At 69.9% G+C, this 26416-nt stretch carries 26 protein-coding genes, 2 tRNA genes and 2 pseudogenes; 13 read left to right on the plus strand and 17 right to left on the minus strand.

All coding sequences use genetic code 11. The annotated features are described in order from the left end of the window. The 3 genes and pseudogenes from E7Z54_RS04895 to E7Z54_RS04905 form a co-directional block, all read left to right on the plus strand. Positions 1–575 (plus strand): annotated as a pseudogene (locus E7Z54_RS04895) (DNA primase); the annotation flags it as partial. Next, positions 572–1099, plus strand: a complete 528-nt coding sequence (locus E7Z54_RS04900; protein WP_136431898.1) for a hypothetical protein — start codon at positions 572–574, stop codon at positions 1097–1099. The pseudogene E7Z54_RS04895 and the gene E7Z54_RS04900, both read left to right, overlap by 4 nt. Before the next feature lie 65 nt (positions 1100–1164). Further along, a tRNA-Asn gene (locus E7Z54_RS04905) sits at positions 1165–1237 on the plus strand. 82 nt (positions 1238–1319) lie between these two features. Here the strand turns inward: E7Z54_RS04905 and E7Z54_RS04910 are convergent. Together E7Z54_RS04910 and E7Z54_RS04915 are read right to left on the minus strand one after the other, a co-directional pair. Further along, positions 1320–2429, minus strand: a complete 1110-nt coding sequence (locus tag E7Z54_RS04910) for a sensor histidine kinase (protein WP_136431899.1) — start codon at positions 2427–2429, stop codon at positions 1320–1322. Next, entirely contained in the window at positions 2422–3117 is a 696-nt protein-coding gene (locus E7Z54_RS04915) for a response regulator transcription factor (protein ID WP_136431900.1), read from the minus strand. Before E7Z54_RS04915 ends, E7Z54_RS04910 begins: the two co-directional genes overlap by 8 nt. A gap of 90 nt (positions 3118–3207) precedes the next feature. Here E7Z54_RS04915 and E7Z54_RS04920 point away from each other — a divergent pair, with 90 nt between their 5' ends. Next, positions 3208–3834: a M15 family metallopeptidase gene (locus E7Z54_RS04920; protein ID WP_136431901.1), complete on the plus strand. Its 627-nt coding sequence runs from the start codon at positions 3208–3210 to the stop codon at positions 3832–3834. Positions 3835–3996: 162 nt separating this feature from the next. Here the strand turns inward: E7Z54_RS04920 and E7Z54_RS23985 are convergent, their stop codons facing one another. From E7Z54_RS23985 to E7Z54_RS04935, 5 genes and pseudogenes are all read right to left on the minus strand, one after another. Beyond that, positions 3997–4224: a hypothetical protein gene (locus E7Z54_RS23985; protein ID WP_240769520.1), complete on the minus strand. Its 228-nt coding sequence runs from the start codon at positions 4222–4224 to the stop codon at positions 3997–3999. Then, positions 4218–4886, minus strand: a complete 669-nt coding sequence (locus E7Z54_RS04925; protein ID WP_240769521.1) for an ABC transporter ATP-binding protein — start codon at positions 4884–4886, stop codon at positions 4218–4220. The genes E7Z54_RS23985 and E7Z54_RS04925 overlap by 7 nt, the downstream gene beginning before the upstream one ends. Further along, on the minus strand, positions 4883–5317 hold the full coding sequence (locus E7Z54_RS24155) for a FecCD family ABC transporter permease (RefSeq protein ID WP_276606202.1): 435 nt from the start codon (positions 5315–5317) through the stop codon (positions 4883–4885). Before E7Z54_RS24155 ends, E7Z54_RS04925 begins: the two co-directional genes overlap by 4 nt. A gap of 64 nt (positions 5318–5381) precedes the next feature. Then, positions 5382–5927 (minus strand): annotated as a pseudogene (locus tag E7Z54_RS24160) (iron chelate uptake ABC transporter family permease subunit); the annotation flags it as partial. Further along, on the minus strand, positions 5900–6940 hold the full coding sequence (locus tag E7Z54_RS04935; RefSeq protein ID WP_136431918.1) for an ABC transporter substrate-binding protein: 1041 nt from the start codon (positions 6938–6940) through the stop codon (positions 5900–5902). The gene E7Z54_RS04935 and the pseudogene E7Z54_RS24160, both read right to left, overlap by 28 nt. 191 nt (positions 6941–7131) lie before the next feature. Here E7Z54_RS04935 and E7Z54_RS04940 point away from each other — a divergent pair, with 191 nt between their 5' ends. Continuing rightward, on the plus strand, positions 7132–8880 hold the full coding sequence (locus E7Z54_RS04940) for a sulfatase family protein (protein ID WP_136431902.1): 1749 nt from the start codon (positions 7132–7134) through the stop codon (positions 8878–8880). A gap of 55 nt (positions 8881–8935) precedes the next feature. Here the strand turns inward: E7Z54_RS04940 and E7Z54_RS04945 are convergent, their stop codons facing one another. Beyond that, complete coding sequence (locus tag E7Z54_RS04945; protein ID WP_136431903.1) at positions 8936–9289, minus strand: hypothetical protein; 354 nt, start codon at positions 9287–9289, stop codon at positions 8936–8938. A 126-nt stretch (positions 9290–9415) separates the two neighbouring features. On the opposite strand from E7Z54_RS04945, the gene E7Z54_RS04950 reads away from it, so the two are divergent. The 5 genes from E7Z54_RS04950 to E7Z54_RS04970 all read left to right on the plus strand — a co-directional run bounded on the left by E7Z54_RS04950 (position 9416) and on the right by E7Z54_RS04970 (position 14574). Further along, entirely contained in the window at positions 9416–10132 is a 717-nt protein-coding gene (locus E7Z54_RS04950; protein WP_136431904.1) for a response regulator transcription factor, read from the plus strand. Continuing rightward, positions 10132–11601, plus strand: a complete 1470-nt coding sequence (locus E7Z54_RS04955) for a sensor histidine kinase (protein WP_240769522.1) — start codon at positions 10132–10134, stop codon at positions 11599–11601. The genes E7Z54_RS04950 and E7Z54_RS04955 overlap by 1 nt, the downstream gene beginning before the upstream one ends. 42 nt (positions 11602–11643) lie before the next feature. Then, positions 11644–12633: an aminoglycoside phosphotransferase family protein gene (locus tag E7Z54_RS04960; RefSeq protein ID WP_136431905.1), complete on the plus strand. Its 990-nt coding sequence runs from the start codon at positions 11644–11646 to the stop codon at positions 12631–12633. Positions 12634–12645: 12 nt separating this feature from the next. Next, positions 12646–12719: transfer RNA gene (locus tag E7Z54_RS04965), tRNA-Ile, on the plus strand. Between the two features lie 337 nt (positions 12720–13056). Continuing rightward, positions 13057–14574 carry a PxKF domain-containing protein gene (locus E7Z54_RS04970; protein WP_136431906.1) on the plus strand — a complete coding sequence of 506 codons (1518 nt, stop codon included), beginning with the start codon at positions 13057–13059 and terminating at the stop codon, positions 14572–14574. A 410-nt stretch (positions 14575–14984) separates the two neighbouring features. Here the strand turns inward: E7Z54_RS04970 and E7Z54_RS04975 are convergent, their stop codons facing one another. Together E7Z54_RS04975 and E7Z54_RS04980 are read right to left on the minus strand one after the other, a co-directional pair. After that, on the minus strand, positions 14985–15629 hold the full coding sequence (locus E7Z54_RS04975) for a response regulator (RefSeq protein ID WP_206056017.1): 645 nt from the start codon (positions 15627–15629) through the stop codon (positions 14985–14987). Beyond that, positions 15626–17026 carry a sensor histidine kinase gene (locus E7Z54_RS04980; RefSeq protein WP_136431908.1) on the minus strand — a complete coding sequence of 467 codons (1401 nt, stop codon included), beginning with the start codon at positions 17024–17026 and terminating at the stop codon, positions 15626–15628. The genes E7Z54_RS04975 and E7Z54_RS04980 overlap by 4 nt, the downstream gene beginning before the upstream one ends. Positions 17027–17283: 257 nt before the next feature. On the opposite strand from E7Z54_RS04980, the gene E7Z54_RS04985 reads away from it, so the two are divergent. Further along, positions 17284–17529 (plus strand): hypothetical protein, encoded by a 246-nt coding sequence (locus tag E7Z54_RS04985; protein ID WP_136431909.1) that lies wholly within the window; start codon positions 17284–17286, stop codon positions 17527–17529. Between the two features lie 69 nt (positions 17530–17598). Here the strand turns inward: E7Z54_RS04985 and E7Z54_RS04990 are convergent, their stop codons facing one another. The 3 genes from E7Z54_RS04990 to E7Z54_RS05000 form a co-directional block, all read right to left on the minus strand. Next, positions 17599–19608, minus strand: coding sequence for a fatty acid desaturase (locus tag E7Z54_RS04990; RefSeq protein ID WP_136431910.1), 2010 nt, complete (start codon positions 19606–19608; stop codon positions 17599–17601). 78 nt (positions 19609–19686) lie between these two features. Further along, entirely contained in the window at positions 19687–20955 is a 1269-nt protein-coding gene (locus E7Z54_RS04995) for a PucR family transcriptional regulator (protein WP_136431911.1), read from the minus strand. Between the two features lie 154 nt (positions 20956–21109). Further along, on the minus strand, positions 21110–21691 hold the full coding sequence (locus E7Z54_RS05000) for a TetR/AcrR family transcriptional regulator (RefSeq protein ID WP_136431912.1): 582 nt from the start codon (positions 21689–21691) through the stop codon (positions 21110–21112). 107 nt (positions 21692–21798) lie between these two features. Between E7Z54_RS05000 and E7Z54_RS05005 the strand changes: the two genes are divergently transcribed. Further along, positions 21799–22614 carry an oxidoreductase gene (locus E7Z54_RS05005; protein WP_136431913.1) on the plus strand — a complete coding sequence of 272 codons (816 nt, stop codon included), beginning with the start codon at positions 21799–21801 and terminating at the stop codon, positions 22612–22614. A gap of 51 nt (positions 22615–22665) precedes the next feature. Here E7Z54_RS05005 and E7Z54_RS05010 read toward each other — a convergent pair whose 3' ends face one another. From E7Z54_RS05010 to E7Z54_RS05020, 3 genes are read right to left on the minus strand one after another with little or no spacing between them, the layout of a single operon-like run. After that, entirely contained in the window at positions 22666–23412 is a 747-nt protein-coding gene (locus E7Z54_RS05010) for a PIG-L deacetylase family protein (RefSeq protein WP_136431914.1), read from the minus strand. Between the two features lie 13 nt (positions 23413–23425). Then, positions 23426–23854, minus strand: coding sequence for a hypothetical protein (locus E7Z54_RS05015; protein WP_136431915.1), 429 nt, complete (start codon positions 23852–23854; stop codon positions 23426–23428). Between the two features lie 18 nt (positions 23855–23872). Then, positions 23873–24691 carry a DUF72 domain-containing protein gene (locus E7Z54_RS05020; protein ID WP_136431916.1) on the minus strand — a complete coding sequence of 273 codons (819 nt, stop codon included), beginning with the start codon at positions 24689–24691 and terminating at the stop codon, positions 23873–23875. Positions 24692–24752: 61 nt separating this feature from the next. Between E7Z54_RS05020 and E7Z54_RS05025 the strand changes: the two genes are divergently transcribed. Next, entirely contained in the window at positions 24753–25814 is a 1062-nt protein-coding gene (locus tag E7Z54_RS05025) for a DNA adenine methylase (protein ID WP_136431917.1), read from the plus strand. On the opposite strand, the gene E7Z54_RS22940 is transcribed toward E7Z54_RS05025, so the two are convergent. Further along, the coding region (locus E7Z54_RS22940) for a hypothetical protein (protein WP_240769523.1) at positions 25783–26416 on the minus strand (634 nt) is incomplete at its 5' end. The two genes, E7Z54_RS05025 and E7Z54_RS22940, sit on opposite strands and share 32 nt — an antisense overlap.

Consider the following 26416-nt stretch of genomic DNA (forward strand, 5'->3'; position numbering starts at 1 on the left):
AGCCGGCCGCAGCGCAGCACCCGGGTGGGCAGCGGGCCACGGGCGCACAGTCCGCGGGGCAGGACGTCCCGGCTCCCCGCAGGCCGGCGCCGGACCTGCGCGACCCGCGGTTCGGGATCGAGCGGGAGACGCTCAAGCTGGTGCTGCAGCACCCGATCGCGATCGGCCGCACCACCGGCGACATCGGGGGCAACGACTTCTCCCACCCGACCTACCGGGCCGTCTGGGAGCTGATTGCGGCCGCTGGTGGTCCCGCCGCAGGCCAGTCGGACCCGGGCTGGGTGTCGCGGGTGCGCGACGCCGCCACCGACCCGGCGGTCTCGTCCGCGATCAGCGCGCTGGCGGTCGAGCCGATCCCAGCGTCGCGGGAGGTCGACGCCGGGTACGTCGCCCATCACGTGCACCGGCTCCAGGAGCTGACCGCCCTCCGGCGGATCGCCGAGCTCAAGTCTCGGCTGCAGCGGACCAACCCGGTCGAGCAGGCGGCCGACTACAACAAGATGTTCGGGGAGCTCGCCGCGCTGGAGCAGCATCGGCGGACGTTGCGCGAGAAGATCGTGAGCGGAGCGCTGTGAGGTTCCCGCCCCTCCCGTCCCGGCGGCCTGCCCTCGCGGTCGCACCGGGTGAGCGGCTGCTCGCGTGGGCCAGGGTCGTCGGCGGGTACGACCGCGACGCGACCGAGCCGATGGTCGGCGGCACCCGAGACGCCCTCTACCTGCCGCAGCGGATCCCGTGGGAGCAGGTGGCCAGCGCCGACTGGGACCAGGACGAGTCGGTGCTGAGGGTGGTCGAGGTCGGGCCGTTCGGCGAGCCGAGCCCCACCCACGTCGTACGCCTGGAGGACGCCGGGCGCTTCCTGCAGCTGGTGCGCGAACGGGTGACCGCGAGCATCGCCGTCCAGCGCCACGTCATCGTCCACGGCCGCAAGGGAGTGCGGGTGCTGGCGCGCTGGGCCCCGGGCCGGCGCGGCGAGCTCGCCTGGTTCGTCGAGTACGACGACGGGCTGGACCCGTCCGACCCGCGGGTCCACGCGGTCGTGACCGAGGCGCTGATCGCCGCCCGCGCCGATGTCGGCGACGGACGGGGTCTCGATTTCTGACGCCGCGATCCCGCTTGCTAGGGTTTCCCCGCTGCTCGGCGCCCCGGCGCCCGGCAGGTCAGCATTCCCCCGTAGCTCAATTGGCAGAGCATGCGACTGTTAATCGCAGGGTTATTGGTTCGAGTCCAATCGGGGGAGCAAGGAGAAGGCCTCTGACCTGGGGGGGTGTCCAGGCAAGGGCCTTCCTGTCGGTCACGGCCCTGCCGCGATGCTCCTGACGTCATCGCTCGACATCCGCAGTCAGCGCCGGCAGTCGCACGGTGACTCGGAGCCCACCGCCGGGGCGCGGATCCAGGGTGAGGCTCCCTCCATGGGCTTCCGCGATGCTCCTGACGATGGCCAGCCCGAGCCCGACCCCGGCATGGTCGGTGCGGATCCGCCCGGTGCCGCGCTGGAACGGCTCGACCAGTGTGCTCACCAGGTGCGGGGTGAGCTCTCTCCCGGTGTTCTCGACGGTGAGCACCACGGTGTCCTGATGGGTGCTGGTCGTGAGTCGCACGCCGCCCTGAGCGGGGAGGTTGTGGACGATCGCGTTGTGCAGGAGGTTCGTCGTCATCTGCAGCAAGAGCGCATACGAGCCGAAGGTCGAGCCGACGCTGCCGGAGGTCTCGACGGTGAGACCCCGCTTCTCGGCCAGGGGGAGGAGCGTCTCGGCTGCTTCCTCGGCGATCAGCGACAGGTCGACGCGCTCGCGGGCGAAGGACCGCTGATCTGCCTTGCTGAGCACGAGCAGTGCCTCGGTGAGGTCGATTGCCCTGCTGTTGACGGCGTGGAGCCGTTCGACGAGTTCGCCGTTGTCGCGGGCCGGATCGTTGCGCGCCACCTCGAGCAGGGTCTGCGTGACCGCCAGTGGGGTGCGCAGCTCGTGGGAGGCGTTGGCGGCGAACCGCCGCTGCTCGGCCAGGTGGTCCTCGAGCTGCCCGAGCATGGTGTCGAAGGAGTCCGCGAGCTCGCGGAACTCGTCCCTTCGACCCTCCAGGTGGATCCGATGGCCCCAAGAGCCGCTGCCGGCCCGGCGGGTGGCATCCCTGATGCGGGCGAGTGGAGCGAGCATGCGGCCGGCGAGGATCCAGCCTCCGATCAGCCCGAACACCAGGAGGAACCCCAGCGCGATGGCAGCCTTCGGGGCGAAGGCGGCCAGCAGGTCTGACCGGGTCGGGCCGTGGAGGCCGGGACGGCCCCGCTGGGGAGCCTGCACGACGTCGTCGGGCACGTATCGCAGGAGGAAGACCCATACGACCGCGAGCAGCAGGCCACCGGCGACCATGAGGAAACCGGCGTAGCTGAGGGCGAGCCTGAGGCGAACGCTGAGGCCGGGTGATCTATCCACCCTCAGACTCCTCGCGCGCCTCGTCGGGGCCAGTGTCGATGCGGTAGCCGACTCCCGGCACGGTGGCGATGACCCGAGGTTCGCCGAGCCGCTTGCGCAGTGCGGAGACGGTGATCCGCACGGCGTTGGTGAACGGGTCTGCGTTCTCGTCCCACGCCCGCTCCAGGAGCTCTTCGGCGCTCACGACACCGCCCTCGGCTGCAACCAGGACCTCCAGCACGGCGAACTGCTTGCGGGTGAGCGCCACGTACCGCCCCTCGCGGTACACCTCGCGGCGGAACGGATCAACCCGCAGCCCCGCGAACTCTCGGACCGGGGGCCGGTTGTGGGCGCGGCGACGATCGAGGGCCCGAAGCCTGAGCACGAGTTCCCTGAGCTCGAACGGTTTCGTGAGGTAGTCGTCTGCTCCGAGCTGGAAGCCGGACGCCTTGTCGTCGAGACGGTCGGCGGCCGTGAGCATGAGGATCGGCATGCCGCTGCCGGATCCGACGATGCGTGCGGCCACCTCGTCGCCGGAGGGGCCGGGGATGTCTCGGTCCAGCACGGCGATGTCGTAGGCATTGATGCTCAGCAGCTCCAACGCGGTGTCTCCGTCCCCGGCGACGTCGGCCGCGATCGCTTCGAGGCGCAGGCCATCGCGGATGGCATCGGCCAGGTAGGGCTCGTCCTCGACGATCAGCACGCGCATAGCGCTCTCGATGCTAGGGCCGGCGCATATCGCCGGCATATCGAAAACTGAATACGCGCTGGCAACTCCGTGGTCCCTTGACTGGCCGGCATGACTCACAGCAAGCCGGCGCGCACGGCGGCGGTCCGGACCAGGCCGGCCGTCCGCGCAGCCCTGGTCGTCGTCGGCGCGGCGCTGGTGGGGACCATTGGGCTCCCGTCGCTCGCGTCCTTCTCGACCCCCTCGCCCTTCGACGCACTCCTCGGCGGACACGGCGCGTCGCGAAGCACAGCGGACGGTGCCGTCCCCGATGGGGTGACGGCCTTCGACGAGGAGTACCCCGCTGTCGCCAACCTCGACCCGACCTTGCTCGACGCTCTGCGTCGAGCTTCCGTGGACGCGGCCGGCCAGGGCGTCGTGCTCCAGGTCAACAGTGGCTGGCGGTCCGCGGAGTACCAGGAGCAGCTGTTGCAAGAGGCGGTCGAGATGTATGGCTCGGCCGAGGAAGCCGCGCGCTGGGTCTCCACGCCCGCGCTGTCCCGTCATGTCTCGGGCGATGCCGTCGACATCGGAGGGGCCGACGCCGCAGCGTGGCTGTCCCTGCACGGCGCGCAATACGAGCTGTGCCGGGTCTACGACAACGAGCCCTGGCACTTCGAGCTTCGACCCGGAGCCGACGAGCGGGGCTGCCCGGTCACGTACGCAGACCCATCGCGTGACCCGCGGACGCAGCAGTGACCGCGGACGGCCCGGACCTGGCGTCCGCGACGGGGTCGGCGGGCGCAGGCATCACGATCTACGGATGCGATCCGGACGGGCCGCACTGTTCCGAGGTCTGGCGCCGCGGCCTCGCACTGTCCGACCTCACCGATCAGATGGCCGCGCCGGCTTTCTTCGGCCTTACGATCGATCGGTCGAGCAGACCGGCGCCGTGGCCCCGATGCCGGCCGAATGACTGCCCAGCGGCAGCGACGGTCGACCGGCCAAGGACATCGCTGCGCTACGCCGCGAGGCCGCGCTGATCGGTGCTCCGGGCTGGAAGGACACACTGATCCGGCCGCCGTCGCGGTCGTGGCGGACGTCGGCGCGCACGCCGTACACGTCGGCGATCAGGGTTGGGGTCAGCACTTCGGCCGGGTGCCGCCCGCGACGACACGGCCGCTGCGCAGGACCAGCACGAAGTCACAGAACATCGCGGCCAGGTTGAGGTCGTGGAGGGCGATCACTGCTGTCACGGGCAGTTCGGCGACCAGCGCGAGCAGCTCGAGCTGGTGGCGGATGTCGAGGTGATTGGTCGGCTCGTCGAGGAGCAGTTCGCGGGGCTCCTGGGCGAGGGCGCGGGCGATGTGGGCACGCTGGCGCTCTCCGCCCGACAGCGTGTGCCAGCGGTGTCTCGCCTTCTCAGCCAGGCCGACGTGGGCGAGCGCCCTCTCGATCGCACGCTCGTCCTCCGCGGTGTCGCCTCCGAAGACGGAGCGGTGCGGTGTGCGGCCGAGACGGACGACATCTCGGACGATGAGGTCGGCGTCCGTCTCGGCGTGCTGGGTGACCGTCGCGACGGCACGTGCGATGTCTCGCCGGCGCATCGCGGCGATGTCGGCGCCGTCCAACGTCACGGTGCCGGCATCGGGTCTCGCGACTCCCTGCAGCAGCCGCAGCAGGCTGGACTTGCCGGAGCCGTTCGGTCCGAGCAGAGCCACCGTAGACCCGGGCACGGGCTGGATGGTCACGCCGTCGACGACGAGCGCGCCGCCGCGTCGCCAGGAGACCCGATCTGCGCGGAGCGTCACGCGCGCCCCCTCTGTCGAACGAGGAGCAGCATGAAGATCGGGACGCCGACGAGGGCCGTCCCCACCCCGACCGGCAACGGCGTCGGCGCGAACACGACACGGGAGGCCGCGTCCACCCACACCATGAAGATCGCGCCGAGCACGGCCGTGGCCGGGATGACCCGGGAGTGCCGTTGCCCGACCAGCAGCCGCGCGCCGTGCGGCAGGACGAGTCCGACGAAGCCGATGGCGCCGGCGACGCTCACGAGAGTCGCCGTCAGGAGCGCGGTGAGGACGAGGAGCAGGACGCGGGTGCGCGCGACATGAATCCCGAGCGACGCAGCGACGTCCTCGCCGAACGCGAACGCGTCGAGCGAATGCGCTGATCCGAGGCAGATGACAGCACCGGCCACGACGACCGCGGCCAGCAGGCCGACGTCGTCCCAGCGCATGNTCGTCGGAGTCGGCGAAGGCGAACACGACGAGCGAGGTGAGCGCGGAGAAGAACTGCGTGCTGGCGACACCCGCGAGGATCACGCTCGACGTCCCGCCCGTCGAGAAGCGCGCGAGGAGGAGCACGAGAGCGAAGGCTGCGAGAGCGCCCAGGAATGCGCCTCCCGACACCCCCAGCGCCTCGCCTCCGAGTCCCAGGACGCCGATCAGGACGGCGCCGGTCGAGGCTCCCGACGACACGCCGAGCACGAAGGGGTCGGCAAGCGGATTGCGGAGGAGCGACTGGAGGATCGCCCCGCACAGTCCCAGCCCCGCACCACAGGCCGCCGCGACGAGCGCCCGCGGGAGCCGCTCCTCCCACACGATCGCGTCCTCCGCGGCGCGAACGGGGATGTCGGCGAGGCGCAGGTGGTTGAGGAGGATGTCGCGGACGTTCACCAGCGAGACATCAGCAGGTCCGAGCGTCACGGCGACGCCGACCGACAGCACGAGAGCCGCGACTGCCGTGAGGCCGAGCAGAGCGGCCAGCGTCCCCGGAGACCGCGACCAGCTCCCTGCGGGAGCCGTGGAGGCGATGGCGCTCAGAGCTCGTCCTCGTGCACGTCCCACCAGGCCCGGATCTTCTCCAGCCCATCGACGAAACGGATGGACGGATTCATCTCTGCGCCGTGCAGCGCGATGAAGCGCTCATTCTCGACAGCGTCGAGTGTTCGCGCCATCGGGTCCTCTCTGAGGAAGGCGATCTTCTCGTCGAGGCGGTCGCCGGGGAACCGGTCGCGCTGCAGGTCACCGAGCACGAGGATGTCGGGATCGGCGTCGACCACTGTCTCCCAGCCCACCGCGGGCCAGTCGTCCGCCGTGCCGGCGAAGACGTTGTCCATCCCTGTCGTCCTGGCGAGGAGGGACGGAGCGCCGAGTCCGCCGGCGATGTACGGCGTCCTCGTGTCGGCGAACCAGAACATCACGGTGCGTCCGTGGAAGTCGACTCCTTCGGTCGCCGCTGCGGCCCGCTTCTGCAGCGAAGCGATGAGGGACTCACCGCGGCTCTGGACGTCGAAGATCTCCGCCAGCTCTCGAACCTCCTGGTAAAGAGCGTCGACCGTGAGCGCGTGCGTGCGGGTGCCACCGCCGTTCACGCTCCGCCCGTTGTCGCAGTCGGTCGGCGACAGGTACGAGCCGATGTGTGTCTCGTCGAGCCGCTGCCGGGTGACGACGCCACTGTCGGTGAAGTGCCGCCCGAAGGACGCCGTGACGAAGTCCGGGTCCGCACCGAGGAGGACCTCGTAGGTCGGGGCGTTGTCCGCGAGCCGCGGCACCGACTCGTTGGCACCCGCGAGTGGCTCGAGGACGGGATCGGTCCATGACGCCGTCCCTACCATGTGGTCCTCGAGGCCGAGCGAGAGCAGGATCTCAGTCGAGTTCTGGTCCAGCGACACGATGCGCCGTGGCGGGGCCTCCACCGTGACCTCCTGGCCGCAGTTCGCGAGCGTCAGCGGATACCTGGTACGCCCTTCGCCTCCGGCAGCGGTGCCTTCGGGTTCGACGACCTCGGACGCACCGCATCCCGGCGTCGCGAGGATTGCGAGGACAACGATGGCGCCCGCGAGCGCGCGCGTGCGCATGATGTGCATGGGACTCCTGATGCTCGGACGCCCCACGATCAAGGGCCGTTCTCCAGTGGCGACCGTAGGCTAGCCTACCCTTAGTCCGTTCCCCCAACCGGCCTCGCGCGTGCGGTCGAGGCAACCAAATTGGCCCCGCGGGCGTCTTCTGGACCGTAGGGTGACGCGGTGCCGTTCCGGGGAGGTGAGCTATGCGCATCTCTGTCGTGAGGGGATCGCTGGTCGTCCTCGGCGTCGGCCTGATCCTGGCCATGGTGCTGGCCCTGCTGCTCGGCTCGACCTCGGGTGGCAGCGACGCGCGCACCGACCTCGCCCAGAGCGCGCCGACGACCACGGTGCCGCCAGCGCCCGAGCCGGTCGAACCGTCGAAGGCCGTCGAGCTGCCGGCGAGGCCCAACGTCGTCGTGGTCATGGCAGACGACATGCGGGTCGACGACCTGGCCTTCGCGCCGAACCTCCGCAGCCTCGTCGCCGAGCAGGGTGTGACGTTCGAGAACTCCTTCTCTCCGTACCCCCTCTGCTGTCCGGCGCGCGCGTCCTTCCTCACCGGGCAGTACGCCCACAACCACAAGGTGCTCTGGCACGACCCGCCCTTCGGATACGGGTCCTTCGACGACTCGCGGACCCTTGCGACGTCTCTCCAGAACGCCGGCTACCGGACCGGCTTCATCGGCAAGTACCTGAACCGCTACGGCCTGGACCGGTCCAAGGTGACCGGGGAGCCGTCACACTCCTACGTCCCGAACGGCTGGACGGACTGGCGCGGAGCAGTCGAGAACCCAGGCGGGGCCGGCTTCCACGGCCAGACCTACGACTACTTCGACACGCCGTTCAACGTGAACGGCGTCATCGACAACCGCTACGCCGGCGTCTACCAGAGCGCAGTGATCGGCGACTTCTCCGTCGACATGGCGCGGAGCTTCGCCGGCACCGCCGACCCCTTCTTCATGTACGTCAACTACGTCGCCCCCCATCACGGCGAGCCGGGCGAGCCGGACGACCCTGACGGCATCACCCACGCGGACGGCACGCCGGTCCGCGTGCCGACTCCCGCTCGGCCGGACTGGGTCAAGGGCCGGTACGACGACCTCATCGACCGGCCGTCGGGCGTGGCGCGGACCGGGGAGATGGTCGAGTACGACGTCACCGACAAGCCGCCGTCGGTGCAGCGCCGTGCCCGCGCGCTCGCCGAGGACGCTCTCATCGCACTCCGCGACGCGACCCGACAGCGGGCCGAGTCGATCCACGTGATGGACCTCCACATCGCCCGGCTCGTCAAGGAGCTCAAGCGGTCGGGGGAGTGGGACGAGACCGTCTTCGCGTTCACCTCCGACAACGGGATGATCATCGGTGAGCACGGGCTCACCATGACCAAGGTCCGGGCGTACGAGCCCTCGCTCCGCGTCCCGCTGCTCATCACGGGCCCCGGCCTGCGTGAGGAGCAGAAGCGCTATGACCCGGTCTCGACCGTCGACCTCGCTGCCACGATCCTCGACCTGGCCGACGCCGACACGCCGTACCCCGGCGACGGTGTGAGCCGCCTCGACTCGCTGGTGACGGGTGACCGGGGCTGGACCACACCGATCGTCACCGAGGCGCTGCACACCTCCGACGGCGGGGACGACCCCGCTTTCCGGGACCGACGGAGCACCATCGGGATCAGGGTGAGCCAGTACTCCTACACGCGCTACCGCGACGGGACGGGCGAGCTCTACGACCTGGTCGCGGACCCCCGCCAGGACCAGAACGTCTACGCCTCGGCGGAGTACGCCGCCGTGCGGGCCGCGCTCGACCGCCTCTGGACGCGGGTGAGGAGCTGCAGGGCGGCGTCCTGCGTGCCCTCGCTGCCGGGCCGGCTGGCCGCCGACGCCGGCCAGAACGAGGCCAACACCGTCGCGTACTGGGAGGAGATCCTCGGCGCCTACGGGTGGCACGACTGATCCGCGGGCCGACCGAGGACAGCCGTCGAGCACTCGCCGCGAACCGGGGCCGGTCTCAGCCGTTGCGTGAAGTGTCCCCGCCCGGTCCGAAGCCTCCCCGATCACCCGGCGGCTCCATCCGCTGGTGGTAGCCGTCGTGGTTCTCGTCCACCACGAGTGCGGTGGTGGTCGCGGCACCGGCGCCCAGGACCAGTCCCGCCAGGCCGACGGCGATCATCGAGCGCAATCGGAACACCCGGTCGCCCCAGCGCTGCTTCGGCTCGACCGATCCGGGCGGCGGGGTCGCGGGCGGCGGCGGAGGCGACTGCTCGACGCTCTGCGCAGGCGCGGACTCGGCGGCGGGCTGGTCGGCGGGCTGGCCGGCGGACGGCTGTGACTGGTTCTGGTTGACGTCGTCGTTCTCGTTCATGCCGCAACCATCGGTCGCGGTCCTGTGTGCAGCCTGTGTCGCTCCGAAGAGCTTCCGGTGCAGTTCCTGTCGATGCCCACAATCGGTTCACAGGAATCGCACAGGTTGATGCCACAGTCTGGTGTCATGACCGAGACCGTGACCCGCGCCGACGGCAGTCCGCTGCGTGCACTCGTCGTCGACGACGAGGTCAACATCGCCGAGCTCGTCGCGATGGCGCTGCGCTACGAGGGATGGGCGGTCGAGACTGCCCACACGGGCGGGGAGGCCGTCGCCGGCGTGCGGGGGATCGACCCGGACGTCGTCGTCCTTGATCTGATGCTGCCGGACTTCGACGGGATGGAGGTGCTGCGCCGGATCCGCGCCGACGGCCGCAACGTGCCGGTGCTGTTCCTGACCGCGCGCGACGCAGTGGAGGACCGGGTCGCCGGGCTGACCGCCGGCGGCGACGACTACGTGACCAAGCCCTTCTCCCTGGAGGAGCTCGTCGCGCGACTCCGCGCACTCGTCCGGCGCGCCGGGGTCGCACAGGAGAAGGACCGTTCCATCCTGGCCGTGGGGGATCTCGTGCTCGACGAGGACAGCCACGAGGTGACCCGCGGTGGTGCGGAGATCGCCCTCACCGCGACCGAGTTCGAGCTGCTGCGCTACCTGATGCGGAACCCTCGACGGGTGCTCAGCAAGGCGCAGATCCTCGACCGCGTGTGGAACTACGACTTCGGCGGGCAGGCCAACGTCGTGGAGCTCTACATCTCCTACCTGCGCAAGAAGGTCGACGCCGGTCGCGAGCCCATGATCCACACGATGCGGGGCGCGGGCTACGTCCTGAAGCCGGCGACGTAATGCGCGTCCCGGTCCCGCGCTCGCTCGCCTCACGGCTGGTGGTCACGGCCGTCGCACTGGTGGCCGTCGTATCGCTGCTGGTGGGTGCGGCGACCACCCTGGCGATGCGGTCCTGGCTCATGGACCGGCTCGACCAGGACGTGACCGACTCGCTCAGGAGGGTGACCTACGGCGATGGCCCCGGTGACCGCCCTTCAGGGATCGGGGTCCCCGCCGGCCAGCCGGACGGTGTCGGCGACATCAGCCGCAGGTACGGCGACCTGCGGGGTCTCGAGGTCGGTGCCATCTGCGCCTACTACGTCGACTCCTCAGGGTCGGGATTCGTGAGGGTCGACAGCGGCCACGGCCCGCCGGACGATGTCGCGCTGGAGCCGGCATCCATGGATGTCGTCGAGCAGGTCAAGGCCGACGGCGAGGTGCACACGCTCCAGGTCCCAGGCCACGGCACGTATCGCGTTCGCGCCCAGCAGCTCGACAGCGGCGAGACCACCGTCGTGGGCCTGCCGACCAACGACGTCGACGCGGCCACCATGTCGCTCGTCCGGTGGGAGATCCTGCTTGCCCTGCTCGGCATCCTGGCCGCGGCGCTGACCGGCACGGTCGTCGTTCGCCGGCAGCTTCGTCCGCTCACCGAGGTGGCCGGCACCGCGCACGCGGTGACGGAGATGCCGCTCGACTCGGGCGACATCGGGATCACCGAGCGGGTGCCCGACCGCCTGACCGACCCGCGCACAGAGGCGGGACAGGTCGGTGCCGCCCTCAACCGGCTGCTCGAGCACGTGGAGTCCTCGCTGTCCGCGCGACATCGCAGTGAGCAGCAGGTGCGGCAGTTCGTGGCGGACGCCTCGCACGAGCTCCGCACGCCGCTGACGACGATCGCGGGCTACACCGAGCTGGCCCGCCGCCGTGGCGACGCCGAGACCGCGGCGGTCGCTCTCGCCAAGGTGGAGGAGGAGTCGGCGCGGATGACCGCCCTGGTCGAGGACCTGCTGCTGCTGGCGCGCCTCGACGCGGGCCGTCCGCTGGCCTCGGAGGCGGTGGACCTGACCCGGCTGCTGCTGGAGGCGGTCGACGACGCACGGGTGGTCGCTCCCGATCACCGCTGGCAGATCGCGCTGCCCGACGACGGCGAGCCGGTCGAGGTGACCGGCGACGAGCGCCGGCTGCACCAGGTGGTCACCAACCTGCTGACCAACGCGCGCAAGTACACCCCCGCGAGGACCACCGTGACCGTCACTGTGCGTCGCGACGGCTTCGACGTGCACGACGACGGTCCCGGGTTCCCGCCCGACCTCGTCGACACCGCCTTCGAACGGTTCACCCGGGGCGATGCGGCGCGGCACCGCTCGGACGGCGTCGGCCTCGGTCTGGCGCTGGTGCAGGCGATCGTCGCCGCGCACGGGGGAGCCGTGTCCCTGGCCAGCACGCCCGGTGACACCCTGATCCGGATCACCCTGCCCCCTCGCTGAAACCCGGTGGCGTGGGCGTCCGAAGTGGGTCACGCTGCCCGAATGACCCTGTGGAGCAGCGCGGTGTGGACCACCGAGGAGTTCCTCGCCGAGCTGCGCGCCTTCGTCACCGACGCACTCGGTGAGCCGACGTCGGTCGAGCCCGTCCGGCTCCGGCCCTGGTCGGCGGTCTGGCGGGTGCAGGCCGGTGGCCGGGTCGCCTACGCGAAGCAGAACTGCCCCGGCCAGGCCCACGAGGCTCGCCTGCTCTCTGAGCTGGCGGGCGTGGCGCCGGGCTTCGTCGTACCCGTGCTCGCGGCGGACGCGGCCCGCGACCTGCTGCTGACCGAGGACCTCGGACCGACGTTGCAGGACGTCGGCCGGGTCGACGACGTCGACCTGTGGTGCCGGATCGCCGCGGCCGGGGCCTGGCTGCAGCGCCTCTCGACGGAGGCCGTGAGCCGGGTCGGGCTCACCGTCCTCGCTCCCGGCGACGCGACGACGTACGTCGCCGACGCGGTCGGCCGGCTGTCAGCCCTCGCCGAGGGCGACCCGCGGCGCCTGGACGCGCACCTCGCCGCACGGCTGCAGGCGCTGCTGCCGACGATCGGGCGCTGGGCCGACGAGGTCGAGGAGCTCGGGCTCCCGCTGACACTGCTGCACAACGACCTGCACACGAGCAACGTCGTCGCCAACGACTCGACGCTGCGTTTCTTCGACTTCGGCGACGCGGTGGTCGGTGACCCACTGGGCAACCTCCTGGTCCCGCTCGACGCCGTCAGGCGCGAGATCGGCGCGGGACCGGACGATCCGAGGCTGTGGCGGATCGCCGATGCCGCGCTGGAGGTCTGGAGCGACCTCGTCCCGTCGAGCGCACTCCGGGCCGCACTGCCGGCTGCACTCCAGCTCGCGCGACTGGCGCGGGTCGAGTCCTGGCGTCGCTGCGTGGCGACCATGTCACCTGCGGAACGCTCCGGGTACGGCTCTGCCCCCGCCCGGTGGCTGGGCTCGCTGACCGAGGCGCCGCCCGTGGCGAGCGTCGTCGCCCACTAGGGTTTGTCCTAAGGGGCGGTAGCTCAGTCGGTCAGAGCAGAGGACTCATAATCCTTGGGTCGTGGGTTCGAGCCCCACCCGCCCCACGCAGGTGGAACCGCAGGTCGGTGGCCACCCCCGAAGTCGATCGGCAGGACTTCGAGATCGGATGCCCGCGGTAGCCGAGCGTGCCGGCGTTCGCGGTCAGCGGCGTCGCAGACGGCGCATACGGCTCGGCAAGTCACGATCCGGGCTGCGTCCTGGTGCGCGGATCCCTAGCCAGGGGCGAGGTGTTTAGGGACTTGAACGCGCTGCTGAGCGTGGCTGGGGATGCGCTTAGCGACTTGAACGGCGAAACCCCTCCGCTTCCGGCTGCCGAACCTAGCGTGAGGGGCACTCGGGGGCCGGCTTCGTACCTTCTCGACCCTAGGAAGAGTCTTCGACATGAGAACTTTGCGTATCACAGCGATCGCGGCGGGAGTCTCCGTCGCATTGGCGGGGGGCATGGGGATCGCCCACGCCGACAACATCCAGGACACGATCGCCGACGTGGGCGCGGGGGTGACTCTGGTTGCAGGGTCGCCCACGGCCGGCAACGCGGCTATCCGGCTCATCGGCAACAGCTCTGGGGGTGATGTCGACCCTAACTGCAACATCGACCCAGGCGAGGCGCCGCTGAGACTGGACATCGTCACGCCTGCCGGAGTCACTGCGAACCCCGATCCCCTGGAGATCACCGGGTGTGGCACCGAGTTCCCAGTCAGCTTCACCGCGAGCAGCACCGCGGAGAGCGGGACGGTCACCGTCGCGATCCTTTCCGGACCGGCGGGGAACGGCAGCTACAAGAACGAGGTCTCGATCCCGATCACGGTCACGCAGCCCGTGCCCAGCAACACGAAGCCGACCGTCGCGGTCACCGGCGTGCTGGACGGCGCGACCTACGAGATCGGGGCCGTCCCGTCGGCGGCCTGCCAGGTCACCGACACCGAGGACGGCAACGGCACGACCGCCGCCGTGATCAGCGGGACGCTGTCACACGGTCTCGGCCAGCAGACCGCAACCTGTGACTACACCGACGCCGGTGGTCTCCACGCCGACACCGCCACCGCGGTCTACACGATCGTCGACACCGGCGCGCCGACGATCAGCCACTCGCTGAGCCCGAGCGGCGGCCCGAACGCCAATGGCTGGTACAAGCAGGGTGTCACCGTGACCTTCGACTGCTCCGACTCCGGATCCGGCATTGCGAGCTGCCTGGCCGACGGGGAGAGCGGTACGTCCAAGGTTCTCTCCGAGGGTGCCAACCAGTCGGTCACCGGCACCGCGACCGACTGGGCGGGCAACACCGCCACCGACACGGCGTCGGGCATCAACATCGACACGACCGCGCCCAGCGTGGCGCTGTCCGGTGGCCCCGCCGCTGGTGGTAGCTACTACTACGGCAGCGCCCCGGCCGCACCGACCTGCATCGCCTCCGACGCGCTGTCGGGGCTGGACGGAAGCTGCGTGGTGAGTGGTGGCGGAACGGCCGTGGGCACCCACTCCTACACCGCTACCGCGACCGACCTGGCGGGTAACGAGAACAGCGCGACGTCGTCCTACAGCGTTCTCCCGTGGGACCTCCGGGGGTTCTACTCGCCGGTCAACACGGGTGGGGTGTGGAACACCGTCAAGGGCGGGGCCACCGTCCCGCTGAAGTTCGAGGTCTTCGCGGCCAGCGAGTTGACCAGCACCACCGCGATCACCGGGTTCACCGTCAAGGGCGTGGCCTGCCCGGGTGCCTCAGCGCCCACCGATGACGTCGAGTTCGTCACCACCGGCGGCACCAGTCTTCGCTACGACTCGACGGCCGGCCAGTTCATCCAGAACTGGCAGACCCCGAAGAGGGCCGGTGCGTGCTACGCCGTGACCATGACCACCCAGGACGGGTCGTCGCTGACCGCCAACTTCCTGCTCAAGTGACCTGACGGAAGTTTGTTGAACGTCATCGCACAGGATGGCCCCACACCGCTCCTCGGTGTGGGGCCACCCGGCTCCCGCATGGGGGCCAGCCGGGCTGCCTCGATCTGAGAAGCGACGAGGAACGACTATGACTCCCGCAGCCGCCGCACCTGCACGACACAGTCCCGCTTGGTGTGTCGTGCCGCATGGGAGGTACGCCGGGGAGGAGGACCAGGTCCACCTCAGCGACTCGACGTTCGTGCATAACACCATGGTCCGGCTGTGCATGACCATCAACCCCGTGACGGGGGCCCAGGACGGGCCCTTCGTCTTGCTGGGGACGGACGAGTACACCCTCGAGTACACCCTCGAGGACGTCGCCACCTTGGTCGGAGCGCTCAGCGGGCTGCTCTTCGAGGCGGGACGAGACCCTACTCGCCACGCAGGATCTTCAAGGCGCTCTGCCGGTCCGTGACCCGTAGCTTCTTCAGGACGGTGGAGACGTGGACGCGCACCGTGGTTGGGGAGAGAAACAGGCGGGCGGCCACCTGCTGCGTGGACAAACCCTCGGCCAGCAGCTCCATCACCTCCCACTCGCGTGCGCTGAGCCTCCCCGTGGCAGGAGAGGTGCGCAGGAACCGCCGCTTGGCGGGGGCGCGGAACTCGTCCATGATCCGACCGACCAGTCGTGGCGACATCGCTGCCTCACCGGTGAGCACCCCGCGCAGGGCGTCGGCGAGCCGAGCGGGGTCGGTGTCCTTGAGGAGGTAGCCCGAGGCACCGGCGCGCAGCGAGTCGAACAGGTCCTCATCGTCACTGGACTGGGTGAGCATCACGATCGCCGTGTCCGGCACGACCCGGCCGATGTCGTGGGCGGCCCGAATTCCGCTGCCCGGCATGTGGATGTCGAGCAGCGCCACGTCGGGTCGGTGCTCGAGGGTCAGCCGAACCGCGGTCGCCGCGTCGGCGGCCTCACCGAGCACCTCGCAGCCACCGGACTCCAGGGCCTGCCGGATTCGTGCGCGCATGGGCGCGTGGTCGTCAGCCATCACCACCCTGATGCGCGGGTCCGTCACCAGGACACCCCCACCGTCGTGCCATGGCCGGGCGTCGACGCGATGGAGAACTTCCCAGGTAGTGCCTGCGCTCGTTCCCGCATGCTGGTCAACCCGTATCCGTTGTTCCCCGTCGACACCGCCTCGAGGTCGAACCCGCCTCCGTCGTCCTCCACAACGAGACGCCGACCGGTCGGGTCACGTTCCAGCCGGATCAGGACCCGATCGGCGCAGCCGTGCCGAAGCGCGTTCGAGACCGCCTCACGCGTGATGCGCACCAGCGCGTGCCGCTGATCGTTATCCGCGGTCACCGTGTCATCCAGGTCAACTTCCAGATGCCCGCGGAACCGGTCCGTGATCTCTCCCGCCGCCCGGTGGAGGACGTAGCCCAGCGGCTCGTCCGGAGTCCGGCCGAGCGCTTCGATCGCTGCTCGAGCCTCGTCGAGCGCCCGGTCGCAGGCGCTGATGATCCGCTCGGAGATCTCCGGTCGCGCAAGGACATCATGTGCCTCCGCCCGGATGAAGCTGATCTCTTGGACCACACCGTCGTGCAGCTCCCGGGCAAGCCGACGGCGGTCCTCCAGGACCGCGGCGCGGGCCTGCGAGGACCAGTACGCGCTGATCTCGCGCGCCGCCCCGACGAGGAGCACGAGGTAGAAGCCAGTACGGAGCAGGTCGCCGGTGTAGAGCCAGCCGGTGTAGATCGACGGGAACAGCAGGTAGTTGATCCGCGCGAACGCGGCCAGCCCACAGGCGGGACCGATCCAAAGCAGCAGCTCATCGCGTCGACGTGCGGCCTGCGCCGTGAAACCCACCGAGGCGACCATGAAACTCAACGCGGTGAACCCCTGGGCCGCCAGCAGCACCGGATGACCGGTGATGACGGGGCGCTGCGCCGATGCGGGCGGAGTGGCATCCACCGCCACCGGAAGACTGTCGCCCTGCAGCCACAGGACAACAGCCGCCAGCGCGAGGAGAGCCCACGGTGTCAATGCGATCCAGCGTTGCCGCTCGGGTCGTCGAACCCGAGCCGGACCGGCGAGAGCCGCGACGGCGATCAGCACAGCTCCGACGAAGCGCACCGTCAGCGGCAACCACACCTCCAAGGTCTCGGGGCGGAGGCTCTGAAACAGACCGAGCAACAGGGGCAGGCCCAATCCTGCGACGGCGAGGAGGAACAGTCCTTCGGCGAGGAGCAGCTCTCGAAGACCCCGGGTCCGGCGATAGCGTCCGTAGAGGAGGTACGCCGCAAGGAGGGCCACACAGCCGTCGACCGAGTCCAACACGAGATGCAGCGACGGGTTGTAGAAGCCGAAGACCAGATACGGCGTCCCGACAATCAATGCAGTGGTGGCCAGCCCCACGAGCCATCCCGCGGCGGTGAACGCCACAGGAGAGCGGCGCCACGACCTGAACACGCTCGACCTCCGGTGGGAACGACGAACCGTGCAGGTGGATGGTCTCCCTCGAGCCACCCCCCGACATCCCCAACGCGGCGTCTTCGGTCAAGCGTAGGCGCGGACTTGCTCACGCACCGGTGAAATGACCAATCGTCAGCTCCCGGCACTCTGCAGTCAGTGCTGGCAGCGATCAGCGACGGCGAGACGGTCCACGGCGTGCTCCGCGGGCCCGACCACCGCGGCGATGGTGGACAGAACGTGTCGCCGCCAGTGCCTTGGCGCAGGACTGGTCGCTTCGCGGCGCAGTCCGCCCCGCGATCACCGGGGGTCTTGTGAACATCACGGTTGTCGTTGACGGCAACGAGATTCTCGAGGATGTGAACGTTGCCGTTCCGGTGGCGCTCCACCTTGCCGCGCAGGTTTGCGGCAACAGCATCGGTGTCATCGCGCAGGACCTGAGGGCCGACGGCACCTGCACCAACACGAGCACCGGTGACACGTTCCAGATCGACCAGAGGTGAACGCTTCTCGGTTCGTGCCAGGCATGGGCGCGGCGGTCCCCACGCGACCAGTCACCCCTGCCGGGCGGCTCAGGCGTCGTAGTCAAGGCGAACCTCGTCGCTGGTGGGGTGGCTCTGGCAGGTGAGCACGTAGCCGTCCTCCACGACTGCCGGTGATAGGGCGAAGTTCTGTTCCATGGCGACCGACCCCAGCAGCACCTTCGCCCTGCAGGTGCCGCATGCTCCGCCGAGGCAGGCGTAGGGCGCGTCGAGTCCGGCCTTCAGCGCGGACTCGAGGACAGTGTCGCCGGCTGCCAGTGAGAACTTGTGCTGACGGCCGCGCAGAGTGACCGCGACCGCCGCCGGGTTGAAGCCGTCGGCGACGCTGGGCTTCTGGTAGCCGTGGAAGAGCTCCACGTGGACGTGGTCCGGCTCCACTCCTTGGTCGAGGAGCACGTCGCGCAGGTGCGTCACCATCTCGACCGGTCCGCACAGGAACCAGTCGTCCACTGCAGCCGTGTGCAGGTCGGAGTCGAGCCACTGTCCGAGCTTCGGTGGGTCGATGCGACCGCGGAGATGTGCCGGGTGTTGGGGATCTCGGGAGCGCACGTGGATGATCCGGAGCCGGTCGGCGTAGCGCGCCTCGAGGTCGTCTAGGTCGTCGCGGAACATCGTGCTGTCCGCGTCCCGGTTGCCGTAGACCAGAGTGAAGCGACTCTCGGTCTCCACGGCGAGCGTCGTCTGCAGGATCGAGAGGATCGGGGTGATGCCGCTGCCGGCGGCGATCGCCACGTAGTTCTTCCTCGCAAGTGGGTCGAGCGGTGTGCCGAACGAGCCGGTCGGGGTCATCAGCTCGAGTGTGTCGCCGGCGCGCAACTGCTCCAGCGCGAAGGTGGAGAAGGCGCCGTCGGGAATGTGCTTCACGGCGATCTCCAAATCGTTGGAGGTGGCGGAGGAGCAGAGAGAGTAGTTGCGGCGTACGCCTTCTCCGCCGAGGTCGGTTCGGACCGTGATGTGCTGCCCGGGTTCGAAGGAGAACTTGTCGCGAAGGTGGTCCGGGAGGTCGAAGCGGATCCGCACGCTGTCATCGGTGAGCCGGTCGACGGCAGCGACCGGGATCTGGTGGAACTCCGCCGCACGGACCGAGGACCGCTGCGGCATCCGCACCGGGAGGAGGCGGGCCAGCTTGCCGTTCAGCCGCTTCCACTCGCGGTACTCATCGATGTCCAGTTGCTGGCCGAAGACCGTGCCGATCGCCGCATCACGCTCGAGGTAGGCCTCCTCGTTGCGACGCCAAGCCGCGACGTAGCGGTAGAAGGGGATCGAAGGATGCAGGTGGTGCACGAGGTGGTAGTTCTGCGAGAGAAGCAGCGGCGTGAGGATCCACTCGGCCCCGACGCGGTTGCGGGTGGCGCGGTAGCGGTTCTCCTGCTGCGTGTCCTCGAGGTCGTGGTGCGGCAGCCAGTCGAACCACCAGGCCAGCACGAACATCGCGACCCGCTCGGGGATCAGGTACAGCAGCGCCAGTGTCCACAGGTGACCCGTGAACGCACACGCGAGGATCACGGCGACACTCGTCACCAGCAGGAGCGAGGTCTCCACCACCTCGGCGCGCGGGCGGCGCCGGACGTTGCGCACCAGGAACGACAGGTACGGCACGTCCATCAGCGGGAACCGGACGGGAAGCTGCCACCAGGGGGCGCCGCTGACGAAGTGGTCGGGGTCGTTCTCGTCGTCGTTCGTGTTGCGGTGGTGCTCGATGTGGATGAAGGCGAACGACTTGAACGAGATCAGCGGGGAGACGAAGAGCATCGCGACCCGGCCGAAGGCCAGGTTGACCCACCGATGGGTGCTGATCGAGTAGTGCGCGGCGTCGTGCAGCACCGTGAAGAGTACGAAGATCGCGGCCGCGCTGAGCAGGATCGTTGCCGGTGCAGGAAGCCGGTCGGCCAGCGCCGCCCATGTGGAGAACGCGAAGGCGGCGAGGGCACCGGAGAAGATGCCGACAATGGGCCACGAGATCGTCGGAACCTTCTCACCCGGATCAGGAAACGCGTGACGCGCGGCTGCGGGGGCGGGTTGCTCGGTGCTTGCTGACATGCGCCGCAACGTACGAACCGCACGCTGCGCTTACCAGCGGTGCGCAGCCCATGTCGGTGTGCGCGCAGCACATCCCAATCAGGGTCGGCCTGGGTCCGAGGTGAGCACCACGGGGCCGAGCACCTGGACCAGCCGCAGCGCCGCATGGAGATCGGCAACACGGTTCGTGGCGGGACGCCCCCGACGTTCCTCTGCCCGGCGCATGCGCTGGAGCACCGTGTTCCGGTGTACCCCCAGCTCGTCGGCTGCGGCGGCCAGGCCTCCCTGTGCATCGAGCACGGCCAGCAGGGCCCGTCGTTCCTCTTCCTCGCGGCGTCCATCGACCGCCAGCGCACCGAGCTCGGTCGCGACGAAGGCGCGAGCGAGGTCCAGGTCGCCGCTCATCACGTCCACCAGCGCAACCTCGGCGTACGACGTCACCGGAGCTCCCTGGCCGGAGAGCTCGATGATCCGACGGCCGCGCTGCGCCTGGGCGTGGGAGTCGCGGAAGCCGCCGGGGCCCTGCGCCGGCGCACCGACGGAGATCCGGACCGTCTCCGGAATCTGGTCGGCCAATGGCGCGAGGTCCTCGGGCGCCACATCGGGGGCGCGCGTGGTGGAGACCCAGCCCCACAGCGCCTGCGCGCCGTCCGGGACAAGCAGGGGATGAGGGGAACCGAAGTGAGCACCGGCCACTCCACCAACGCGCGCGAGGTCGGCGTCATCGCGATCGGTCCAGCACACGAACGCGGTCTGCCACCCGGTCAGCCGGTGAGCCAACGTGCGCTCGGCACGCCCGAGGTCGATCTTGTCGCCGGCGATCAACCCACGGACGGCGTCGGTCCGGGCCGCGCGCACCCGGTTCTGCATGCGGTCGAGCTCAGCGACATACTCGGCAGCGACCTCGCTGGAGATCCGGTCGATATACCGGAAGCCGTAGCGCTGCAGGTCAGCCACCACCGCAAGGGCGAGAGCCGGATCGGCCACGAAATCGGTGATCCCAGCCAGGATGCGCTCGGTGAAGTAGGCGTGCCCGATCCGGTAGAAGCGCAACATCACATCGACGTTGTAGCCGCGGGCCGCCATTGCGCGCGCATGCTCGAGTGCGGTGACCGGCGCCGTCGCGGCGCTCACATCGATTCCGTGCCGGACCATCGACAGCACTGCCTCGAGGTTCGACGAGCACGAGCCGAGCGTCAGACCGCGGAGATCGTCATCCGCACCGGCCTCCGGGATGCGTTCAAGGATGTAGTCGAGCATGTCATCGGCGTACGACGACACGTTTCCCAACAGTTCGGCTGCAGTGCGGCGCAGCTCGGTCACGACAGCCTCGGGAATGTCTGCCCACTCACCCGCACCGACACCCATGCGGGGAGACTATCCACGTTGATTCGAACCGGCCGCTCCACTGACGGCCTGGCAGTTTGCCAGGCGACCGGCCTCCGAGTCGTCCTCTTCGGTGGCCCCGGTGAGGCTCGTCGCATGGCAGGGTCTCCAGGTTCGCTGGCGTCCGGACGACGCGTCACTGATGCTCGGTGCCCAGGATCGCGAGTGCGTCCTGGATGCCGTGCTGGAGGATCTCATCGGCGAGCTCTCGGTCGGCGATGGCTCGGGAGAGTTGCAGCGTGCCGACCATCATGGCGAAGAGGCTGAGCGTCTTGCTGCGGGCCGACCGCGGGTCCTCCGGCGCCAGGTGGGCGGCGATGTCGTCGATGATGGGCAGCAGGCCCTCGGTGTAGGCCTGCCTGGTGGCGTCGCTGCCGCGCCCGATCTCGTCGAGCAGCGCGGCGGAGGGGCAGCCGTGGTCGGGGTTGTCACGGTGCACAGCCGAGAGGTAGGTCCGCACGAACCGCTCGACCCTGCCACTCGGTGGTTGCGCGTTGAACCGCTCGCGCTGTTCGCGCAGCTGGTCGGCGACCGCGGTGGCGACAAGGTCCTCCTTGGACTGGAAATGGGCGTAGAAGGCGCCGTTGGTCAACCCCGCGTCCTTCATCAGCGTGGCGATTCCGGAGCCGTCGATGCCGTCCTGTTTGAACCTGCGTCCTGCGGTCTCGATGATCCGCCGCCTGGTCTCGTGCTTGTGCTGTTTGCCGTACCGCGCCACAGGGTTCCTCCACTCGCTGGACCGGCTGTTTGCCTCCCGGCTCCATCATAGTTATTGTCTGATGACCGTAATATGATGATCGTAATCCAATCAGGTGGGGAAGTCAGATGACAACAACTCAGCCAGTAGCACTCGTGACCGGTGCATCCTCAGGGATCGGGAAGGCAGCGGCCCTGGGGCTCGTTGGGGCGGGTTTCGAGGTTGTCGGCACCAGCCGAAACACGTCGGGAGCCAGTCAGCGCGAGGGGGTGAACTTCCTCGACCTCGACGTCGCCAGCGACGAGTCGGTGGCCACCGCGGTCGCACGGGTGATGGACCGGTTCGGACGGATCGACGTTCTGGTCAACAACGCCGGTATCGGCTCGGCGGGCGCCGCCGAGGAGCGCTCGGTCGCCCAGGACCAGGGCGTCTTCGACATCAACGTCTTCGGCCTCATGCGGATGACCAAGGCTGTCCTGCCACACATGCGCGCCCGGAACAACGGACGCATCATCAACATCTCCTCCGTGCTCGGCTTCGTCCCCGCGCCGTACATGGCCGTCTACGCCGCGACCAAGCACGCGGTCGAGGGCTACTCCGAGTCGCTGGACCATGAGGTCCGTGAGCACGGTGTCCGGGTACTGCTTGTCCAGCCCGCCTACACCAGGACCGCCTTCGATGCGAACCTCATGCAGCCCGAGACACCGCTGCCCATCTATGCGGAACAACGGCAGGTGTTCGACCGCGTGATGGCCAGTGCCATCCAGGGCGGCGACGACCCGGCCACCGTCGCCGGGGTGATCGTCGCGGCCGCGACCGACCCGAAGCCCAGGCTGCGGTACACCGCCGGCTCCACTGCCGGACGCGTCAGCGCCCTGCGCAGGATCGTGCCCGCCCGGGCCTTCGACAAGCAGATCCGAAAGCTCAACGGGTTGGCCGGCTGAGCTGCGCGGGAGACGCCTGAGCCATCCGCGGGTCCTGTCAGGCGCAGGCCCTCAGTCGCCCCAGCCCATCGGGAACACCTCGAACGGTGCAGCGAAGGTGACCCCCAACCGCGACCCGCTCGCTCGAGCCATCCCCTCGAGGAACTCCCGTGGGTCCCAGTTCTCCCAGCCGAGGCCCTCGATGTAGGCCGCGTGCGCCGTGAGGGAGGCGACGCCCGCGTCGAAGGTGTCGGTCGTCTCGACGGCGTGCGTCGCGTCGGGTGAGCCGAACGCCCACACCTCCTTCACGCCGCCCCACGGCTCAAGGCCGTCGGAGAGCTGTTCGGCGAAGACCCACCGGTTGCCGGCATCGCGGACCGCGTCCACTACCGCACGGCCGACCGCGATGTGGTCGGCCTGGTTGAGGTTGCGACCGCCCCAGGTGTCGCGGAAGTTCCCTGTGATCACGACGTCGGGCCGGTGCCTCCGGACGACCCGGGCGAGCAGTCGGCGCAGCGGGACGCCGTACTCGACGATGCCGTCGGGCTCCCGCAGGAACTCGACGGTGTCGACACCCACGATCCGCGCCGACTCGACCTGCTCGGCTTCGCGCACCTCACGACACGCGTCCGGGTCGAGCCCATCGATGCCGGCCTCGCCGCTGGTGACCATGCAGTAGGCGACGCTCTTCCCCTGTCCGGTCCAGCGGGCGACCGCTGCCGCCGCGCCGAACTCCATGTCGTCGGGATGGGCGACGACGCACAGAGCACGCTCCCAGTCCTCGTCGAGCGGCAGGAGCGGTGCGGGAGCCTCGGTCATGCGTCCGAGGATGTCAGGTGCCGACTCCCAGCGCCACGAGCAGCGTGCCGGACAGGAGCGCGAGGAACGTCAGGCCGTGCAGCACGATCGCCGCCTTGGGAATCTGCTTCTCCGCCACCCTCACGTCCGCAGGGTCCTGGGCCGGGCGATCGACGGCCGGGCCGCCGCGGAGGGTCTTCAGCGACATCACCGCACCGCCGCTGGCGGTCAGCAGCAGCGCGCCGAACGTGGCCCAGGCGAACGCTCCCTCCTCGGTCACGAGGTAGATCACCCAGAGCAGGAAGGTTCCTCCGGCGGCGAGCGGGTGCGCCACCGCGATCGGGTCCGGGATCCGGGTGGCGCGCGCGTTGCTGTTCAGCTGCCCCGCACCGAGCACGAACGTGAACATGTAGGCGCCGACCAGCAGTTGCACGATGAAGAACGCCAGTACGTACATCGACATGGTCGTGGCGGTACCCGGCTACCGCGGTCGCACCCGTTCGATCAGGCCTTGCGCGTCGTGTGGCGCGTGCCCCAGCGCGTCGTTGTCGAAGTACACGTACACGTCCGCGTGCTCCGCCCACGCCCGACACCTCGCCGCCCAGCGGTCCAGCGCCGCGGGGGTGTAGCCGCTCTTGTACAGCTCGGTGTCCCCGTGCAGACGCACGTAGACGACGTCGCTGGTGACCGCCTCCGCCTCCGGCCAGCGTCCCGCGGTGTCGGCGATGACGCACCCGATGTCGTGCGTGCGCATCTGGTCGAACGCCTCGTCCGAGCAGAAGCTGCGGTGCCGGAACTCGAGCACGTGGCGGATCGGCCGGTCCTCGTCGTAGGCCGTCAGCACCCGATCGCCCTGGAGCCGGTCGTCGTGCCGCTCCGCCAGCACCGAGGCCTCCGCGGTCGTCCGGGGCAGGAGCTCATAGAACCGCTCCATCAGCCCGGCGTCGTACCGCAGGACCTCGGGCAGCTGCCACAGCACCGGGCCGAGCTTGGGCCCGAGTGCCAGCACGCCGGAGGCGAAGAAGTTCGCCAGCGGCGCCTCGACGTCCCGCAGCTTCTTCAGGTGCGTGATGAACCGCCCGCCCTTCACAGCGAACACGAAGCCTTCCGGCGTCGCCTCCCGCCACGCGGCGTACGACGACGGGCGCTGCAACGAGTAGAAGGAGCCGTTGATCTCCAGCGACTGCATCCGCTCGGCGAGGTAGGCCAGCTCCGTCTTCTGCGTGAGCCCCTTGGGATAGAAGTCACCGCGCCATCCGGCGTAGGACCACCCGGACGTGCCGATGCGGATGCTCCCCATGGCCGGGCGGTACCCGGCGTCCCAGCCTGGAAACGGCACCCGCGCCCCTAGGCTGCTCGCTGTGATCAAGTACCTCGGCTCGAAGCGGACCCTGGTGCCCGTGCTGGGGGACCTCGCGGTCGCGACCGGGGCCAGGACGGCGGTGGACCTGTTCACGGGCACGACGCGCGTGGCGCAGGAGCTGAAGCGCCGCGGGATGGTGGTGACGGCGGCCGACCTGGCGTCGTACTCCGCGGTGCTGAGCGACTGCTTCATCGCCACCGACGCCGACGGCGTCGATCTCCCCGCACTCGATGCCGAGCTGGCCCGACTGGCGGAGCTGCCGGGGGAGCGGGGCTACTTCACGGAGACCTTCTGCGAGCGGGCCCGGTTCTTCCAGCCCCGCAACGGCATGCGCGTCGACGCCGTGCGCGACGCCATCGAGCGGGACCACCCGCCCGGGAGCCCGCTGCGCCCGCTGCTGCTGACCAGCCTGATGCTCGCCGCCGACCGGGTCGACTCCACCACCGGCGTGCAGATGGCCTACCTCAAGCAGTGGGCGCCGCGCTCGCACGGCAGCCTCGACCTGCGCCGCCCGGACCTGATCGCCGGGCCGGGCAGCACGGTGAGCGGGGACGTGATGGAGACCGTCGACCAGCTCGCGCCCGTCGATCTCGCCTACGTCGACCCGCCGTACAACCAGCACCGCTACTTCGCGAACTACCACATCTGGGAGACCCTCGTCCGCTGGGACGCACCCGAGCACTACGGCGTCGCGTGCAAGCGGGTCGACGTCCGCGAGCGGCGCAGCGTCTTCAACAGCCGTCGCACCATGCCGCCCGCTCTGGCGAGCCTGCTCGGCCGGGTCCGCGCGGAGATGGTCGTCGTGTCCTACAACGACGAGTCGTGGATCAGCCCGGAGCAGATGACCGCGTCACTGCGCGACGCCGGCCACGCCGAGGTCGCGCTGCTCGCCTTCGACCGCAAGCGGTACGTCGGCGCGCAGATCGGCATCCACAACCGGGCCGGCGAACGGGTCGGCGAGGTCGGGCGCCTGCGCAACGTGGAGTACCTCTTCGTGGCGGGTCCGCCCGACCGGGTCGACGCTGCGGTCAGAGCCGGCGCGCCGAGCCCCCCGCGATGAGCAGCCGTCCGGCGCGCTGCACCAGGCGGAGGGTGACCTCCTCGGTCCGCTGCTCGCCGTCCGGCAGGGTGTAGCGGTAGGTGTAGCGGACGGTCAGGGCGTCCGGGTCCGCCGAGAGGTCGAGGATCTCCGGGGCCTCGATCGCCGACCACACCTCGTGGTAGCGGGGGCTGGCCTGCTGGTAGGCACGGGTCAGTCGCGCGTACCCCCGCTGTGGGTCCGTGCTCGCGGTCCGGACGTAGGTCCGCGCGAACTGCTCCAGCTGCAGGGCCGTGGGGGCCACCGGCGTCGCACTCGGAGGCGGCAGCTCGGGCGCGCTGGTCGCGCCGACGCGCGGTGCGGGGGAGGTCGCGTCGCTGCGGCCGTCGGTCGCCCGGTCGTCGTCCTGGTCGCCGGCGAGGAGGAGGGTGGTGCCGAGAACGGCCAGGAGCGCGACCACCCCCGCCCCGATGATCGCCAGGGCCACGCCGGAGGCGCGCTTCGCGGCCGGCTCGTGACCGGGCTCCGGAATCCGGGCGCGGAGATAGGCCACGACGTCGGCCATGCTCGGCCGGCCGCGCGGGTCGGGCAGGAGCCCGAGCTCGATGATCGGCCGCAGCCAG

The sequence above is a fragment of the Nocardioides sp. genome, assembly GCF_004803405.1.
GTDB classification, from domain to species: Bacteria; Actinomycetota; Actinomycetes; order Propionibacteriales; family Nocardioidaceae; genus Nocardioides; species Nocardioides vastitatis.